Annotated in this window: 17 protein-coding genes; 5 read left to right on the top strand and 12 right to left on the bottom strand. The window is 63.3% G+C overall.

The features are described 5' to 3' along the window. Positions 1-38: 38 nt before the first annotated feature. Positions 39-539, bottom strand: a complete 501-nt coding sequence (locus tag BLT42_RS06810; protein ID WP_091768834.1) for a DUF3576 domain-containing protein — start codon at positions 537-539, stop codon at positions 39-41. A 267-nt stretch (positions 540-806) separates the two neighbouring features. Here BLT42_RS06810 and BLT42_RS06805 point away from each other — a divergent pair, with 267 nt between their 5' ends. Beyond that, a complete protein-coding gene (locus BLT42_RS06805) occupies positions 807-2,054 on the top strand; it encodes a hypothetical protein (RefSeq protein WP_091768831.1) in 1,248 nt (415 codons plus the stop codon). Between the two features lie 103 nt (positions 2,055-2,157). After that, positions 2,158-2,634 carry an NtrZ family periplasmic regulatory protein gene (locus BLT42_RS06800; RefSeq protein ID WP_143024069.1) on the top strand — a complete coding sequence of 159 codons (477 nt, stop codon included), beginning with the start codon at positions 2,158-2,160 and terminating at the stop codon, positions 2,632-2,634. 28 nt (positions 2,635-2,662) lie between these two features. Here BLT42_RS06800 and BLT42_RS06795 read toward each other — a convergent pair whose 3' ends face one another. Further along, positions 2,663-3,283: a thiamine phosphate synthase gene (locus BLT42_RS06795; protein WP_176780286.1), complete on the bottom strand. Its 621-nt coding sequence runs from the start codon at positions 3,281-3,283 to the stop codon at positions 2,663-2,665. Between BLT42_RS06795 and BLT42_RS06790 the strand changes: the two genes are divergently transcribed. Further along, entirely contained in the window at positions 3,282-3,956 is a 675-nt protein-coding gene (locus BLT42_RS06790) for a YggS family pyridoxal phosphate-dependent enzyme (protein WP_091768825.1), read from the top strand. The genes BLT42_RS06795 and BLT42_RS06790 overlap by 2 nt on opposite strands. Here the strand turns inward: BLT42_RS06790 and BLT42_RS06785 are convergent. Continuing rightward, positions 3,953-4,456 carry a L,D-transpeptidase family protein gene (locus tag BLT42_RS06785; RefSeq protein WP_091768822.1) on the bottom strand — a complete coding sequence of 168 codons (504 nt, stop codon included), beginning with the start codon at positions 4,454-4,456 and terminating at the stop codon, positions 3,953-3,955. The two genes, BLT42_RS06790 and BLT42_RS06785, sit on opposite strands and share 4 nt — an antisense overlap. 258 nt (positions 4,457-4,714) lie before the next feature. Between BLT42_RS06785 and BLT42_RS06780 the strand changes: the two genes are divergently transcribed. Continuing rightward, positions 4,715-5,401: a response regulator transcription factor gene (locus BLT42_RS06780; RefSeq protein WP_091769040.1), complete on the top strand. Its 687-nt coding sequence runs from the start codon at positions 4,715-4,717 to the stop codon at positions 5,399-5,401. A gap of 43 nt (positions 5,402-5,444) precedes the next feature. Here BLT42_RS06780 and xth read toward each other — a convergent pair whose 3' ends face one another. The 4 genes from xth to BLT42_RS06760 all read right to left on the bottom strand — a co-directional run bounded on the left by xth (position 5,445) and on the right by BLT42_RS06760 (position 10,386). Then, positions 5,445-6,257, bottom strand: coding sequence for an exodeoxyribonuclease III (xth, locus tag BLT42_RS06775; RefSeq protein WP_091768819.1), 813 nt, complete (start codon positions 6,255-6,257; stop codon positions 5,445-5,447). 24 nt (positions 6,258-6,281) lie between these two features. Further along, on the bottom strand, positions 6,282-6,890 hold the full coding sequence (locus BLT42_RS06770) for a hypothetical protein (RefSeq protein ID WP_091768817.1): 609 nt from the start codon (positions 6,888-6,890) through the stop codon (positions 6,282-6,284). Positions 6,891-7,191: 301 nt separating this feature from the next. Then, a complete protein-coding gene (locus BLT42_RS06765) occupies positions 7,192-7,911 on the bottom strand; it encodes a LolA family protein (RefSeq protein ID WP_091768815.1) in 720 nt (239 codons plus the stop codon). Positions 7,912-7,968: 57 nt separating this feature from the next. After that, positions 7,969-10,386 carry an FtsK/SpoIIIE family DNA translocase gene (locus BLT42_RS06760; protein ID WP_091768812.1) on the bottom strand — a complete coding sequence of 806 codons (2,418 nt, stop codon included), beginning with the start codon at positions 10,384-10,386 and terminating at the stop codon, positions 7,969-7,971. Positions 10,387-10,492: 106 nt separating this feature from the next. On the opposite strand from BLT42_RS06760, the gene BLT42_RS06755 reads away from it, so the two are divergent. Further along, positions 10,493-11,767, top strand: coding sequence for a UbiH/UbiF/VisC/COQ6 family ubiquinone biosynthesis hydroxylase (locus tag BLT42_RS06755; protein WP_091768809.1), 1,275 nt, complete (start codon positions 10,493-10,495; stop codon positions 11,765-11,767). Positions 11,768-11,774: 7 nt separating this feature from the next. Here BLT42_RS06755 and BLT42_RS06750 read toward each other — a convergent pair whose 3' ends face one another. The 5 genes from BLT42_RS06750 to BLT42_RS06730 form a co-directional block, all read right to left on the bottom strand. Beyond that, on the bottom strand, positions 11,775-12,314 hold the full coding sequence (locus BLT42_RS06750) for a DsrE family protein (protein ID WP_091768806.1): 540 nt from the start codon (positions 12,312-12,314) through the stop codon (positions 11,775-11,777). Positions 12,315-12,379: 65 nt separating this feature from the next. Beyond that, positions 12,380-12,688, bottom strand: a complete 309-nt coding sequence (locus BLT42_RS06745) for a gamma-butyrobetaine hydroxylase family protein (protein ID WP_091768802.1) — start codon at positions 12,686-12,688, stop codon at positions 12,380-12,382. Next, positions 12,688-12,894 (bottom strand): Trm112 family protein, encoded by a 207-nt coding sequence (locus BLT42_RS06740; RefSeq protein WP_091769037.1) that lies wholly within the window; start codon positions 12,892-12,894, stop codon positions 12,688-12,690. Before BLT42_RS06740 ends, BLT42_RS06745 begins: the two co-directional genes overlap by 1 nt. Positions 12,895-12,904: 10 nt before the next feature. Beyond that, on the bottom strand, positions 12,905-13,819 hold the full coding sequence (gene trxA / locus BLT42_RS06735; RefSeq protein WP_091768799.1) for a thioredoxin: 915 nt from the start codon (positions 13,817-13,819) through the stop codon (positions 12,905-12,907). 62 nt (positions 13,820-13,881) lie between these two features. After that, entirely contained in the window at positions 13,882-14,403 is a 522-nt protein-coding gene (locus BLT42_RS06730) for a prolyl-tRNA synthetase associated domain-containing protein (RefSeq protein ID WP_091768796.1), read from the bottom strand.

Here is a 14,403-nt window from a genome sequence, read left to right as displayed (position 1 = left end):
ATGCTTGGCTCGCAGCGTTTGACCGCGTACCCGGTGCCCTAATCTTCCAGTCGCGCAATGCGCAGCTGGCGAGCTCGGGTCAGGATAGCGTTTTCAATTTCATAGGCGGTTTGCGGGTTGGTCTCTGCATCAATCCAGCCACCGGTTTCTTCGCGAACCTGGCGGAAAACATTGACCGCAAGCGCGTCGGCACGCAGGCGCGTATCGAGGATATAGACCGTCAGCTTGAAACGCTCCGTGGTCATCTGTGGATTGGCATACCAGTCCGTGATGATGACGCCGCCGAACGGGTCGACCTCGGAGAGCGGCATGAAGCTGATTGTGTCCAGGCTGGCGCGCCACAAATAACCATTGACGCCAATACCTTCCGGCTCAACCGGGCGGTTGCTGCGAAGCGGGTTCGGCAGGCTCGGCAGCTGGAAGCCGGACGAGCGCTGATCCGTTTGCGCGCTGGCGCTGGCGTCGCCCCGGGTTGAACAGGCAGGGAGAAACAGGAGGGCGGCAAGCAGGGCCGCACCGAGAATCCGACTGTCGGACATGTGCCGTAACTCCTTCAATGCAAGACGGCGAAAACACTCCCCACACACTCGAATCTTGCAAGCTCAGGCGTATCGGGAAGGTGTGTATAACACGCGATCTGTGTCACGCCAGCGCCGAAAGGCACCCGAATGAGCGTGGCATGTGTGCAACATGTGACAAGGAACCCATTGATGAAGGGTTTGTGGCGCTTGACCAGAGCCTGTCTCTCGCATCCATTAACGGCGCGACGTCCGGGGGGACGGGGCCGAACGGCGGGACCGCGAGGTATGAAACGGACTTCCAGCGCGATCATTGTCGCCGCTTTGTCCGGTGCCATCGCGGGCCCGCCGGCTTTCTCTCAATCCATCCTGAATTCCACCGACGGCGACCTGCCCGAGGTCCGGATTGATGTCGGGGCTGTCTGGCTCGCCGGCGATGATGCGGCGCCTTCCGGTAAATTTCTCTATGACATTGATGCTGAGCTAGCGTTTGAATCCTTTACGGATTCCGGTCGCCGCTGGGGTTTTGTCCTTGGCGGGCGTGTCGAGCGGGATTCCGGCCGTCGGAGCTGGGGCGGGCGCGTCGGTGATTGCCCGGCCGGGTCGGCGGATTGCGCGGCGGTCCGGGTTGATGGCTCGGTTCGCCCTGTCCGTGCTGGCGTGTCCGGCTTTCAGTCTGACGCCACGGATTCAGCGGACGGGGTGCGGGTCGCCCTGCAATCGGGCTATGGCTTCATCGATATTGGCTGGGGCGAAGTTCGCCTTGGCTATGGGGCGGGCGCTGCCGACCTCGATCCTGAGCGGGGACCCTCGGCCTTCCGGTTGAGTCGGGCTGATGGCGGCCGGGTCGATCTGACCGGACTCAGCGGTGCGCGGACCCGGAATCTCAGCTCCGGCAATGCGTTCAAGCTGGCCTACCGTTCGATTGCTATTGGCCAATCGTCCAGCGTCGGTTCCCTGCGTATAGCCTCATCCTTCACTCCCCGTATTGTCGATTGCGGCGTTGATCACTGCGCCTGGCAAGACGGACCCGCCGGTCTGGTGGGCCCGGCATTCGAAAATGTCTGGGAATTTGGCGCGCGCTATGAAATTTTGCGCGGTGAGAATGAATTCGCTTTCAGCCTTGGATTCAGCGAGGGCGCAGAGGCGAGCGGCATCGCCGGTTTTGCCGGTGTGAGCACGCAGGATGCCGGTTTCCACTGGAGCCGCGGCCCGGTCAGCGCCGGTGCGCGCTGGTTGCGATCGAATAATGGCATCGCCTCTGATGGCGCCTATGAGGCCTGGTCGGTGTCGGCGGCCTATGAACACGGTGCCTGGCTGACGGCGTTCGAGCTGGCGCGGTTCAGCGATGACCTGGTTCATGTTGACGGTCAGACGCTGCAAGTAAGCGCGTCGCGCCTGATTGGCGAGCGCTGGGTTCTGGGTGGCGGGATCCAGGCGTCGAGCCGCGACGAACCGGTCGCAACGCCCCTCGGGCGGACGCAAATCGAGCGCACGGGAACGGCATTTTTCACCGAGCTTGGCTGGCAGTTTTGACATATCCGCCACAGCTGGACGGATTCTTTTGTTCAGTCGGCAGAATCTTCTTGGGGAGTCCGGGGCCTTTCTGTAGTTTGATGAACCGAGGGAGTGTAGTTCCATGTCCAAGTGGGGAAATTGCCAGACCTTAATGGTCAAGACTGCGATCGCTGGTGCGATGGCAACGGCAATGCTCAGCCTTGCGCCAGGAGCTCTCGCTCAGGAAGCAGCACCCGCTACCGACCAGGCACAGATCCAGTCCGCCGCACCGGCAGACGCGCTTGGTGTTGATACGCCCTGGTATGAAGCTTTCACCCTGTCGATGAATGAGCGCATGCTGCCCGGTCTCGATCTGGAAAACACGGTCGACTGGGAATCCCCGGGCGGCCGTTGGGGCGTTCGTGTTGGCATCCAGGAAGGTCCGGATGTCCGCAATGACCTCAATGACCTCAGCGCCGGTGCCTTTATCAATCTGGGTGACCGTTTTCGCCTCGGTGGCCAGGTTCGCCTGATTTCTCCGGAAGACCCGATGTTCCGCTTGATGGAAAGCGATGCGCGTCAGCCCGAGATCAAGTTTGAATCGGCCCTGCGCTTCTAGTCTTCGTGGCTTCTAGTCTCCGTGGCTCTCAGTCCCGGGACAGGGCGCCGACACAACAAAATCCAGCAAATCCCAGTCCGATCAATCGCCGGCCCGTGTCTGCATTGACGCCGCCCAGCGGATAGACGGCCGTGTCGACATGACGTGCCAGGGCGGCTGCGGCGTGGATCCCGAGCGGCCGTCCCGCCGTCGCACTCTGGCTGGCAAAAACTGTTGAGTGAAACACACCGTCAATCCCGGCCCGGGCCGCACGCAGGCCGGCCGCGGGGGAATGGACTGAAGCGGTAAAGGGGCGCCGGTCACCGCGCAGGCGCCGCGCCCAGGCCTGGGCCAGATCGCGTTCCGGCCAGTGCATGCCATGAGCCCCGATAGCGTCGGCCAGGGCCAGATCGTTTGAGACGAAGAGATAGAGTCCGTGCGCATGGGCCAGTTCCGCCAGTGCGAGACCGATGTGAAACCGTTCCGGTGCGCCGAAATGGCGATAGACCAGCCCGCTTCCCGACGCGAGCTGGCTGGCAAAAGCCAGCGGGTCAGGCGTTCTGACCGGGTCGGTGAGTGCAAACAGGGCTGGCAAATCTGTGCGCAGACCGCCGCGAACCCGCTGCGCCAGTCTTGCCAAGCCGGCCTGTGCATCATATGGCCGCGTCATGGATACATCTCCGGAAATTGCGGCACGCCGCACACACTTGCTCGCACAGCTTGGCGCGGCTGCGCAACAGGCCGGACGCAATCCGTCCGACATCACCCTGGTCGCGGTCTCGAAACGGCAGTCCGATGAAGCCATCGACGCCGCGCTGGACGCCGGGCAACGGGTTTTCGGTGAAAACCGCGTTCAGGAGGCGTTCGAGCATTGGGGCGGACGGCGCGCCGGTATCGCGGACCTCGAATTGCGCCTGATCGGACCTTTGCAGAGCAACAAGGCCCAGGACGCGGTCGAGCTGTTCGATGTCATCGAAACCCTTGACCGTGACAAGCTGGCGATCGCCTTGCGCAAGGCCATGACCGCGACGGGCCGGACCCCGCGCCTGCTGGTCCAGGTCAATACCGGTGAAGAGCCGCAGAAGGCCGGAATTGCGCCGGCGGAGCTGCCCGGTTTTCTCGCCCGGATGAGCGGTGAGCATGGTTTGCAGATCGCGGGTCTGATGTGCATTCCGCCGACGGCCGAGCCTGCGGGCCTGCATTTTGCCCTTCTGGCCAGGCTGGCGCGTGAAAACGGCCTGGAAGAATTATCGATGGGTATGAGCGCTGATTTCGAAACCGCCATCGCGCTGGGGGCGAGCTCGGTGCGCATCGGTACGGCCTTTTTCGGCGCCCGCGACTAGGGCTCGATCACCAGATGATCGCCCGGCTTCGCGTTTGACAGCAGCCGCCGCACATCGTCCGGGTCGAGCGCGACGCAGCCCTCGGTCGGCTCGTAATCCCCACGCTTGCAATGCAGGAAGATCGCCGAGCCCAGGCCCGGAACCGGCGGGTCATCATTATGACCGACCACCAGAATGATGTCGTAGAGCCCGTCCTCACGGAAAAGTGTCTCATGAGAGGCCGGATAAGGCAGTCGAACCGGGCGGTTATAGGCCGGGTCGTCCGGCGCGTCGCACCAGCCATCATCGGCGCGAATGGGACGGGCGGGCAAGGCGGTCAGCGGGGGCGTCATCCGGTCAGCGCGATAGAGAATTCTGCGGAGGGCATAGCGGCCGGTCGGCGTGGCGCCATCGCCTTCCTGCTTTGAGTTTTGCGGGCAAATTCCCGATCGCCCGAGGGCCGCGCGGACGCGTTTTCCGGCCAGATCCATCGAGCCCGATCCTGAGACAATCCAGTCCATGGGAAGCCTTCGAGCAGTGCCGGATGGTCGGCGAGGGACGCCTATTCATGGCCATTGGCCACGCCTGGCGTCCCCTTCGCCTTCCCCACCACGGCTGGGTGTCCGCAAGGCGGACTCAAGCCGAAGGAAGCAATAATCAGGCCATAAATCAGACGCTTGCCACAAGGGCTTAACCGGGCAACCCGGCAAAAATTGCCGGGTTGGTCTTGCCGGTGGGCAGGATTTGCCTTGCGCCGCGAAATCGGCATGATCGGCCAGATGAGCTCAAGAAAAACCATCCTGATCGTCGATGATGACGATGACCTCCGCGAAGCCCTGGTCGAACAATTCGATTTACATGAAGAGTTTCAGACACTGGCGGCAGGTTCCGCCGGTGAAGGGATGACGATTGCGCGCGACCAGCGGGCCGATCTGATCCTGCTGGATGTTGATCTGCCCGATATGGACGGACGCGATGCCTGCCGCCTGATGCGCAAGAATGGCATCACGGCACCGATCGTCATGCTGACCGGCCAGAACACCGATTCCGACCAGATTCTCGGTCTTGAATCGGGTGCCAATGACTATGTCACCAAGCCGTTCAAATTCTCGGTTCTGCTGGCGCGCGTGCGGGCGCATCTGCGCAGCCATGAGCAAAGCGAGGATGCGGTCTTCCAGGTGGGTCCCTATGAGTTCCGCCCATCGATGAAACTCCTACTTACCGCCGACCAGAAAAAGGTCCGTCTGACGGAGAAAGAGACCAATATCCTGAAATATCTCTACCGGGCCGGCGCCAAGGCGGTACCGCGGGAGGAATTGCTGCATGAGGTCTGGGGCTATAACCCGGCGGTGACGACCCACACGCTGGAAACCCATATCTATCGTCTGCGCCAGAAAATCGAAGCCGATCCGTCGCATGCCCGCCTCCTGGTCACCGAGAGTGGTGGCTACAGACTGGTCCACTGAGGGGTTCCAGGATCAGCTCGGCAGGCTTGCGGGCGGCCAAGCCCTATAATTCGAGCTGGAGCACGACGGGCGCGTGGTCGGAGGGCTTTTCCCAGCTGCGCACATTATCCCAGACCTTGAGAGCCTCGCGGCCCCCGGCGACGGCCTGGTCGTGCAGCTCGGGCGAGACCCAGATATGGTCGAGGCGCCGGCCGCGATTGGCGGCTTTCCAATCCTTGGCGCGGTAACTCCACCAGGTGTAGATCTTCTCATCCATCGGGATGAGTTCGCGCGCGACATCGCTGAACCGGCCAGCCTGGCGGATGCGCTCGAGGGCATCGACCTCGACCGGCGTGTGGCTGATCACCTTGAGCAATTGCTTGTGCGACCAGACATCATGTTCATAGGGCGCAATATTGAAATCACCGACCAGAACGAGCGGTGTCTTCGCCGCCGCGCGGCCGGCGAAATAGGATTCGAGCTTGTCGAGGAATTCCAGCTTGTGTGCAAAGCGCGGATTGATCGCCGGATCCGGCTCGTCGCCGCCGGCCGGGATATAGAAATTGTGCAATTCAAAACCGGCGACGCCGACCCGCTGATGCCGGGCTTCCGAGCGCGGGCATAAATCCTCGTCGGGCAAATCCTCGAGCGGGAGTTTTGACGCGATTGCCACGCCATGCATGCCCTTCTGGCCGCGAATGTGGAAATGCCGAAAACCCATTTCCCTGAAGGCTTCCTCGGGGAATTGCTCGCTCAGGCACTTGATTTCCTGCAGGCACAATACGTCCGGATCGGCCTCGGCGACCCAGGCAGCTACGCTGGGTGCGCGCAGGCGCACGGAATTGATATTCCAGGTCGCTATCGAGATACCGCTCATGGCTGTGTTCTTTCGTCGGACTGATCAGAGAATATTATAGCTGGCACCGGCAAGGCCGACCGGCCAGCGGCCGCGGGCAAACAGACGCCAGCGGGCCAGGAAGGGGTGAGGCGGATCATCATCTTCCGCTTCCGCCATGATCACCAGCGCTGCGCCATTGGCCGCCTGGGCCAGCGCACCGGCGGCGGCATGGACGAGTTCCATATCCTCGATATCATCAATCGACGCGGCCTCTTCGACGGCATCGCGCGAGGAATCATGGGTTTTGCTGCCGACCTGGGACAGGGCGACATTGACCGCTTCCTCGTCGAGCCGCTCCAGCACGCGCGTAATCAGGCCGGCCCGCAACATTTCCTCGGCTTCCCAGCCAACCGGGTCACGATCGAGGCTTTCAGCCGCGGTGGCCGCCTCGCTCCAGTCGGAGAGCAGGGCCGGCTCGGCTTCGGGAAAGCCCAGCCCGTCAAGATAGGCGCGGGCCAGGGTGCGATCGCGTGGATCGAGCGGTTCGCCGAGCCTGGAGAACCAGGTATTGGCGTTCAGGCTCTCGGCAAAGGCGCGGGCCTTGTAGAGCAGGGGAATTTCCTCGAGCAGACGTGTGAAATCAACGTCGTCGGAATCGTCGTGAAATTGCATGGAAATTGTTTAACCCCCAATCGGCGCACTGCACAGCGGAAATGCCGGTGTAAAGCTGGGCCGGAATGAAATGCGCCCGGTCTCAAGGGGGGGAGAGACCGGGCGCTATGCTGTGCGCGAATTTTCATCGTCGCAGCGCCGGGAGGGGATCAAGCCGGCGCAACTGAGTTCTGGATCCGCAAGCGGGGGGACGAAGCCGATCCATCTCTTCTCAGTCAGCGTAGTAATAACGCCACGATGGGAAAAAATATACAAATAAAATATTAGAAAGGTATTGCCTGTGGTCAAAATGCCGCAGCGATCAGCGGCGGCCTCGCCGGGAGTCGCGCCGGCTTTCCGGCTCGGGGATCGAAAACAGGCGTGGGTTCAATGCCATGCCTGTCTCTGTTTCCAGCAGGCTGACGCGGGTGACCTCGCCCAAGGCATCGGTCACGAACCATTCGCGCAATTCCAGTTCCGGTCCGGCGAAGACAAATTCGATATCGCCATCCATCTCGCCATCCGGGTCGCGGACAATCACGGACAGGAAGCCATATTCGCTGCGAATATCGACGACTTCAGCATCATTGGCGATGTCGATATCCGATTTCAGCAACCACCAGAGCGGCGTCGAGCGCAAAGGCACGCGGTCCACCGTTTCCAGGGCGCGATCCTCCAGCGCCACGGTCGTGCCGTCGGCAATCACCCGGATCGGTGAGGGATCGTCATATTCGAACAGCAAGCGTCCCGGGCGCGCGATCGACACGACCCCGCGTGCGGCGCTGCCATTGGGTGAGATCTGGATGAAGTGCGCCCGCAGGGTCGTGATCGCGTTGAGATAGCGATTGACGTCGGCAATCGCCGCGGCGCGGTCGAAGGCGGGCTGCCCGGTCGCGGCTTGCGCAGGTTCGGCCTGCGCGGCCTCGGGCTGAATGGTCTCCGGCTGCACGGCCTCTGCCTGCACGGATGCGGGTTCCGGAAGAGCCTCGGCTGCGGCCGGCGATGCCTGCAGGAGCAGGGCGGAAATCAGGTGCATAATCATGGCGCCAAACTGCCGTGCGATTGCGGCGTGAGCAAGGCCTCGACGTTCATTTGTGCGTCACGCCACATTGTGTTCGGGCAGGTAGATTTCGCGGCGCCCGGCATGGTCGGACGGGCCGATCATGCCCTCCTCCTCCATGCGCTCGACCAGGGTCGCTGCGCGGTTATACCCGATCTGGAGCCGGCGCTGGATATAGCTGGTGGAGCATTTGCGGTCGCGCGCCACCAGGGCGATGGCCTGGTCGAACAAGGCATCGCCGCTACTGGCTTCGCCGTCCAGACCCAGAGCGCCGCTCTCGCCGTCCTCGCTGTCGGCCGTGACCGCATCGAGATATTCCGGTGCGCCCTGTTTCTTGAGATAGGCGGCGACGTCCTCCACCTCGGTGTCCGAGACAAAGGGCCCGTGCAGGCGCCGCAGGCGTCCACCACCGGCCATATAGAGCAGATCACCCATGCCGAGCAGTTGTTCGGCCCCCTGCTCGCCAAGGATGGTCCGGCTGTCGATCTTCGACGTCACCGAATAGGAAACACGGGTCGGGAAATTGGCCTTGATCGTGCCGGTGATGACATCGACCGAGGGGCGCTGGGTTGCCATGACCACATGAATGCCCGCAGCGCGCGCCATTTGCGCCAGACGCTGGACGGCGGCCTCGATTTCCTTGCCGGCGACCATCATCAGATCGGCCATCTCGTCGATCACCACGACGATATAGGGCATTTTCTCGGCCTGGATGATCTCGGTCTCGAAGATCGGTTCGCCGCTTTCGCGGTCATAGCCGGTCTGGACGGTGCGCGAGAGGGGTTCGCCGGCGGCTTCGGCTGCGGCGACACGCTCATTGAAGCCGGCCAGATTGCGCACGCCGATCTTCGACATCCGCAAATAACGGCTTTCCATCTCCCGGACGGCCCATTTCAACGCCACGATGGCCTTCTTCGGATCGGTCACGACCGGTGTCAGCAGGTGCGGGATGCCGTCATAGACGGACAATTCCAGCATTTTCGGATCGATCATGATCATGCGGCAGTCTTCCGGCGGCAGCCGGTAGAGCAGGGACAGGATCATCGCATTGATGCCGACCGATTTACCCGAACCGGTGGTCCCGGCGATCAGCAGGTGGGGCATGCGTGCCAGATCGGCGACAAAGGGTTCGCCGCCGATGGTCTCGCCCAGCGCCATGGGCAGCTCGGCCTTGCTCTCCTCGAACACTTTGGAATTCAGCAAGGCGCGCAGGAAAACGGTTTCGCGCTTGGGATTGGGCAGTTCAATCCCGATCGCATTGCGGCCCGGCACCACGGCCACGCGGGCCGCAGTCGTGCTCATGGAGCGGGCGATATCATCCGCCAGATTGATCACGCGCGAGGATTTCACGCCCGGGGCGGGCTCGAACTCATACAGGGTCACGACCGGGCCCGGGCGAACCTGGACGATCTCGCCCTTGACCCCGAAATCGGTCAGCACGCCCTGCAGCAGCACGGCATTCTGGCGCAGGGACAGCTCATCGACGGCGCCATTGCGCTGTTGCGGCTTGGACAGGAGGTCGAGGCGCGGCAGTTTGAAGCCCTTGGTCCTGGCGAATGCCAGCGAGCCCTGGGCTTCGCGGTGATCGCGCTCCGATGTGGCCGAACGGCGCGTCGGGGCGACCTTGACGCTGGAACTGAAGGCGGGCTGCGGCGCGTCGTCGAACTCGCTTTCATCATCAGCATCCGCGTCGGCGGCGCGCATGGCCCGGCGCAGGACCGGTTCCTCACGGACCAGCTCATCGCGCGCATCCGTCCGCGTGCCGCCATCGCTCAGCAAGCGGGCGAGTGACATGCCATGGCCGCGCAGGGCGTCGAACCAGACGCGCACCGTGGCCCAGGCCAGTCCGGCGGCATCATAGGCCGCCGAGAGATCACGCGAGCGCAGGCCGAAGGTGAAGAAAATCCCGGCAATCGCGAAGACCAGGCCGAAGGCGGCGCCGATCCCGGTTGCTGCCGGCAGGTCGAGTGAGGCGGGCAGGCTGCGCAATCCGCCCAGCGCCATATCGCCGAGTGCACCGCCCAGCCCGCTGGCAAAGGGCCAGGCATTGGGCAGGGGGAGTGCGCTGGCAGCGGCAGCAAAGCCGGTCGTGCCGATGGCGGCGGCCAGCCAGCGCCAGCCGGCGATGGACGCCGGACGGCGCCGCGGCCGCCGAAGCAGGAGCACACCGCCCCAGATGATCAGCGCGATCGCCGGCCCGGCGGCAGACCAGCCCAGCGATTGCAGCATGACATCGCTGAAACCGGCGCCCGGCTTGCCCATCAGATTGCGCACTTCACCCTCGGCCGAGACATTCCAGCTCGGGTCGAGCGCATTGTGGCTCAACAGGGCGGTCAGCAGAAAGGCACCGCTGACCAGCATCAATCCGCCGAGCAGCAGATCGGACGCCCGGGTCAGCCAGATTCGGCCCGGCTGCGGGGCTTCGGTCTCGGATTTGGGTGCGGCGCGTTTTGTCATGCCCCGTTCTAGCCCGGCAAGGGTATCCGGGTGGTAAACAGGGGTTAATGCGTCTGCGGCGCGATGCCCGCTTTCAAGGGCGGGAAAATCGCCTATTCTCCGGCTCATGAGCGAACACAATTTCTTTGACGGCGATGCGATCATTGTCGGTGGTGGTCTGGCCGGTCTGACCCTTGCCCTGGCCATGGATCAGGCGGGACTGCGCGTGGCGGTGGTGGATACGCTGCCGATCGATACCCAGCTGGCCCCGGAATTCGACGGCCGGGCCTCGGCCCTCGCCTTCACGTCCTGGCGCCTGTTCGAGGCGCTGGGCATCGCCGATGACTTGCGGCCCTACACCACCCGAATCGAACACATCATGGTCTGCGATGGCCGCCCCTATGGCGGCACACGGCCGGGCGGACCCGGGCCGCACAGTCTGCATTTCGATCGCCGCGAGATCAGCGAAGGCCCCGAGGGCGAGCCGCTCGGCTGGATGGCCGAGAACCGGCATACGCGCATGGTGCTGGCCCGTGCGGTGCTGGCGCGGCCGAATATCATTTCCATCGCTCCGGCCATGGCCGAGCGTTACGAGGCAAGGCCCGATGGCGTCGATGTCCTGCTCGCCGACGGACGGCGCCTGTCGGGCAAGTTGCTGGTGGCGTGCGACGGCAAATTCTCGCGCATCCGCGCCCAGGCCAGGATACGCAGTGTCGGCTGGAATTACGGCCAGAAGGGCCTGGTCGCCACCGTGCGCCATGCCGAGCCCCATAACGGCGTTGCCTATGAATATTTCCTGCCGTCAGGGCCTTTCGCCATCCTGCCACTCCCTGACAATCGCGCCTCGCTGGTCTGGACCGAGCCGTCGGATGTTGCCGATGCGTTACAGGCCGCCGATGCCGACGTCTTCCAGCAGGAACTGGAAAACCGTTTCGGTGATTTTCTTGGCGAATTGCGCCCGGAAGGTCCGCGCTGGGCCTATCCGCTGGGGCTGAAATTCTCGGAGGACTTCTGCGCTGAACGGATCGCCTTTGTCGGCGATGCGGCGCGCGGCATCCACCCGCTTGCCGGTCAGGGCTTCAATCTGGGTATCCGCGATGCGGCGGCCCTGGCGGAGGTCTGCGGCGAGGCGAAGCGGGTCGGGCTGGATATCGGCGCCCTGACGACGCTTCGGCGCTATGAGGGATGGCGCAAATTCGACAGTGCCTCCCTGGCCGCCGGCACGGATATCTTCAACCGGCTGTTCTCGAATGATATCGAGCCATTGCGGCAATTACGCGGGATCGGCCTGTCCATCGTCAACCAGATCGGTCCGGCGCGGCGTTTCTTCATGCGCCAGGCCGGCGGCGACACGGGTGAGCCGCCCAAACTTCTGCGCGGCAAGCGACTGGACGCGGCGTGACGGCGCGTCAGAACGGATTGAGTGTATAGCCGTCCTGCTGCAGGAGCGCGTGCGCGGTCATCGCCGACAGGGCCATGGTAACTCCGGGCAATAAATCCTCGACCGCGACATCATGATAGGCCGCGCTCTGGCCGCAGACATAGATGCTGACGCCGTGCGCGATCAATGTCGCGACCAGCTCGGCATTGGCCGGCTCCATGCCCGGCGTGAAATGACTGCCGGTCGTGACGTCCTGGACAGCACCGCCATGCACGACGATCGCGATGTGAATATTCTCCCCGGGAATACCGGCGGCGACATGCATGTTGAGAAAGCGCGCTGCGCTGTCCAGCTTGCGGTTGATCTCACCGACTTCCGCCGGCGTGGAGACGTCAAACGCAACCCGGAAAACGGTGTCGTCAGCTATTGGCATCTGGTTGGTGACGGGCGCCACGGCGCCATAGCCGTCAATCAGGGGACCGGTTGCGAAATCTTCCGGACCGGCCAGGCTGGTCGAGCTGAACAGCGCGCTCGCGGCGAGCGCGGCCAAAACCGTAATGAGTCTCATGAATCACCTGATGATCAGCTAGGCCTGCCAGACTAGTGCGTCCGCTGGTGCGGCGCCAGCCTTGCTTACGGGCGCGCTTCGGCCTCGCCGAGCGCGTAGAGATAGTCCCATGTAAACAGGCCGCTATCATGGCCATCATCGAAGACCAGCCGGACAGCATAGCGGCCGACGGGTTCAGCGGCGGAAATCTGGACGTTCTCCTTGCCGGTCACGGTCACTTTCTGATCCGGCCCATGGCCCTGGACTTCGGCGCTGGGGCTCTCGGTCCGCAGGGTCTGGAAAGGAATGGAAAACGCGTTGCCGTCGTCGAAGCGGACATGCAGCGCCTTGTCCGCCTTGGAAAAGCGCAATTGCTCGGGCCAGGGCCGCGCCATCAGACCTGCTCCAGCTGCCGGGCTTCCTCGGGCAGCATGATCGGGATCCCGTCGCGGATCGGATAGGCCAGTCCGGCGCCCTCGGATACGAGCTCCTGCGCCTCGCGGTCATAAACCAGCGGTCCGCGGGTGACGGGACAAACGAGTATTTCGAGCAATTTGGGATCAAGCATGCGATCGGTCGATGCGGTGGATGCGTCACTCATCATGGCCTCCTCAGGCAAACAGGATTGATGACAGGCGCCGGCGACCGTCGCGGGCGACGTCGCTCATCGGTCCGGCGGCTTCAAAGATCTTCAGCAACAGGGTCCGTGCGGCCTGTTCATTCCATTCGCGATCCAGCGCCGTGATGGCGAGCAATTGATCAGCAGCGCCGGCATGGTCGCCGCCTGCCAGAAGTGCCTCAGCGAGGTCATAGCGCGCCTGCAGGTCGGTCGGTGTGGCCGCAACCGCCTGACGCAAGCCTGCGGTCACCGCATCATCGGCCGGGGCGGCATTGGCCAGCTCGAGCGCCGTCCGGGCGGCCTCAACGGCCGGGTCGCCGGCGCGGTCAGCGGGAACTTGTCCGAGTATCTCGCTTGCCTTGTCGATATCGCCCGACTTGAGCCAGACGCGCGCCAGACCGGCCAGCGCCGAGGCGTGGCCCGGGTCGAGCTGGAGGACCGAGGCGAAATCCTGCGCGGCGCCGCCGAGGTCACCGGACTCGAGTCCGGCCATGCCGCGGTCGACGATGGCCTTCAGTTCAGCTTCGCTCGGACCCTTGCCCGAAATCCGCTGGATGAAATCCTTGATCTGGCTTTCCGGCAGCGCGCCCATGAAACCGTCAACCGGTTGACCATCCTTGAAGGCAAAGACGGCGGGAATGGACTGGACGCGCAATTGTTGTGCAATGCCGGGATTCTCGTCGATATTAATCTTGACGAGACGCACGGCGCCCTCGGCCTGGCGGACAACATGCTCGATCATCGGGCCAAGCTGGCGGCAGGGGCCGCACCAGGGGGCCCAGAAATCGACCAGGACCGGGACGGACTTCGAAGGTTCGACGACATCCGCCATGAAATTGCTGTCGGAGGAGTCCTTGACCAGATCATCAGTGTCTGTGTCGGGGGCTCCGGTGTTGAACAGGGTCATGGTGCGTTTCCTCGCTGCGTCTTGCCCAGTAAGTGGCCCTGCAAGGCCGTCGGCGCAAGCCGTTACTGCGTGGCATCTTCATCATCAAGCAATTCGGTGAAGTCAATCAGTTGCGGTGGATGACCGGTCGATTCCGCAAAGCGGACCAGGTCAGCCGGCGCCATTCCGGTCGTGGCGTCATTCAGAAGCGGATGGGAATAGATGACGGGCCAGTTCATCAACGCCATATCGAGCACGAAGCGCACCCGCCCATCGGTGTCGTTCAGCAGCGCCAGCGCCGTGACCGAGCCGGGGCGCACCCCCAGCGTTTCGAACAGCAGGGCCTCGGGCCCGAAGGAGAGGCGGGCGCTGCCGAGCCGCCGGTGCAGCCGGTTGAGACGGATCTCGGTTTCAGCCAGGGCCGTGATGAGAAAGATCTGCCCCTTACGGTCCTTGAGGAAGAGATTCTTGGTGTGGCCGCCTGGCAGGGCGGCCTTTATGTCCTTGCCCTCTTCGACCGTGAAGACCGGTCGGTGGCTGACAGTTTCGTGCCGGATGCCAAGCCCATCGAGGTGGGCGAATAATTCAGGGCGTGAAGCGCTCAT

The sequence above is a fragment of the Maricaulis salignorans genome (assembly GCF_900103475.1).
GTDB classification, from domain to species: domain Bacteria; phylum Pseudomonadota; class Alphaproteobacteria; order Caulobacterales; family Maricaulaceae; genus Maricaulis; species Maricaulis salignorans.
This window is presented reverse-complemented; position numbering and strand designations above follow the sequence as displayed.

Bases quoted from the DNA above. Each gene is read 5' to 3' on its own strand.
- BLT42_RS06750 (WP_091768806.1), bottom strand. From the start codon at position 12,314: ATGAGACTCATTACGGTTTTGGCCGCGCTCGCCGCGAGCGCGCTGTTC.
- trxA (WP_091768799.1), bottom strand. From the start codon at position 13,819: ATGACCCTGTTCAACACCGGAGCCCCCGACACAGACACTGATGATCTG.
- BLT42_RS06760 (WP_091768812.1), bottom strand. From the start codon at position 10,386: ATGACAAAACGCGCCGCACCCAAATCCGAGACCGAAGCCCCGCAGCCG.
- BLT42_RS06740 (WP_091769037.1), bottom strand. From the start codon at position 12,894: ATGAGTGACGCATCCACCGCATCGACCGATCGCATGCTTGATCCCAAA.
- xth (WP_091768819.1), bottom strand. From the start codon at position 6,257: ATGAGCGGTATCTCGATAGCGACCTGGAATATCAATTCCGTGCGCCTG.
- BLT42_RS06800 (WP_143024069.1), top strand. From the start codon at position 2,158: ATGTCCAAGTGGGGAAATTGCCAGACCTTAATGGTCAAGACTGCGATC.
- BLT42_RS06745 (WP_091768802.1), bottom strand. From the start codon at position 12,688: ATGGCGCGGCCCTGGCCCGAGCAATTGCGCTTTTCCAAGGCGGACAAG.
- BLT42_RS06790 (WP_091768825.1), top strand. From the start codon at position 3,282: ATGGATACATCTCCGGAAATTGCGGCACGCCGCACACACTTGCTCGCA.
- BLT42_RS06785 (WP_091768822.1), bottom strand. From the start codon at position 4,456: ATGGACTGGATTGTCTCAGGATCGGGCTCGATGGATCTGGCCGGAAAA.
- BLT42_RS06755 (WP_091768809.1), top strand. From the start codon at position 10,493: ATGAGCGAACACAATTTCTTTGACGGCGATGCGATCATTGTCGGTGGT.
- BLT42_RS06765 (WP_091768815.1), bottom strand. From the start codon at position 7,911: ATGATTATGCACCTGATTTCCGCCCTGCTCCTGCAGGCATCGCCGGCC.
- BLT42_RS06795 (WP_176780286.1), bottom strand. From the start codon at position 3,283: ATGACGCGGCCATATGATGCACAGGCCGGCTTGGCAAGACTGGCGCAG.
- BLT42_RS06780 (WP_091769040.1), top strand. From the start codon at position 4,715: ATGAGCTCAAGAAAAACCATCCTGATCGTCGATGATGACGATGACCTC.
- BLT42_RS06770 (WP_091768817.1), bottom strand. From the start codon at position 6,890: ATGCAATTTCACGACGATTCCGACGACGTTGATTTCACACGTCTGCTC.
- BLT42_RS06730 (WP_091768796.1), bottom strand. From the start codon at position 14,403: ATGAGCGCTTCACGCCCTGAATTATTCGCCCACCTCGATGGGCTTGGC.
- BLT42_RS06805 (WP_091768831.1), top strand. From the start codon at position 807: ATGAAACGGACTTCCAGCGCGATCATTGTCGCCGCTTTGTCCGGTGCC.
- BLT42_RS06810 (WP_091768834.1), bottom strand. From the start codon at position 539: ATGTCCGACAGTCGGATTCTCGGTGCGGCCCTGCTTGCCGCCCTCCTG.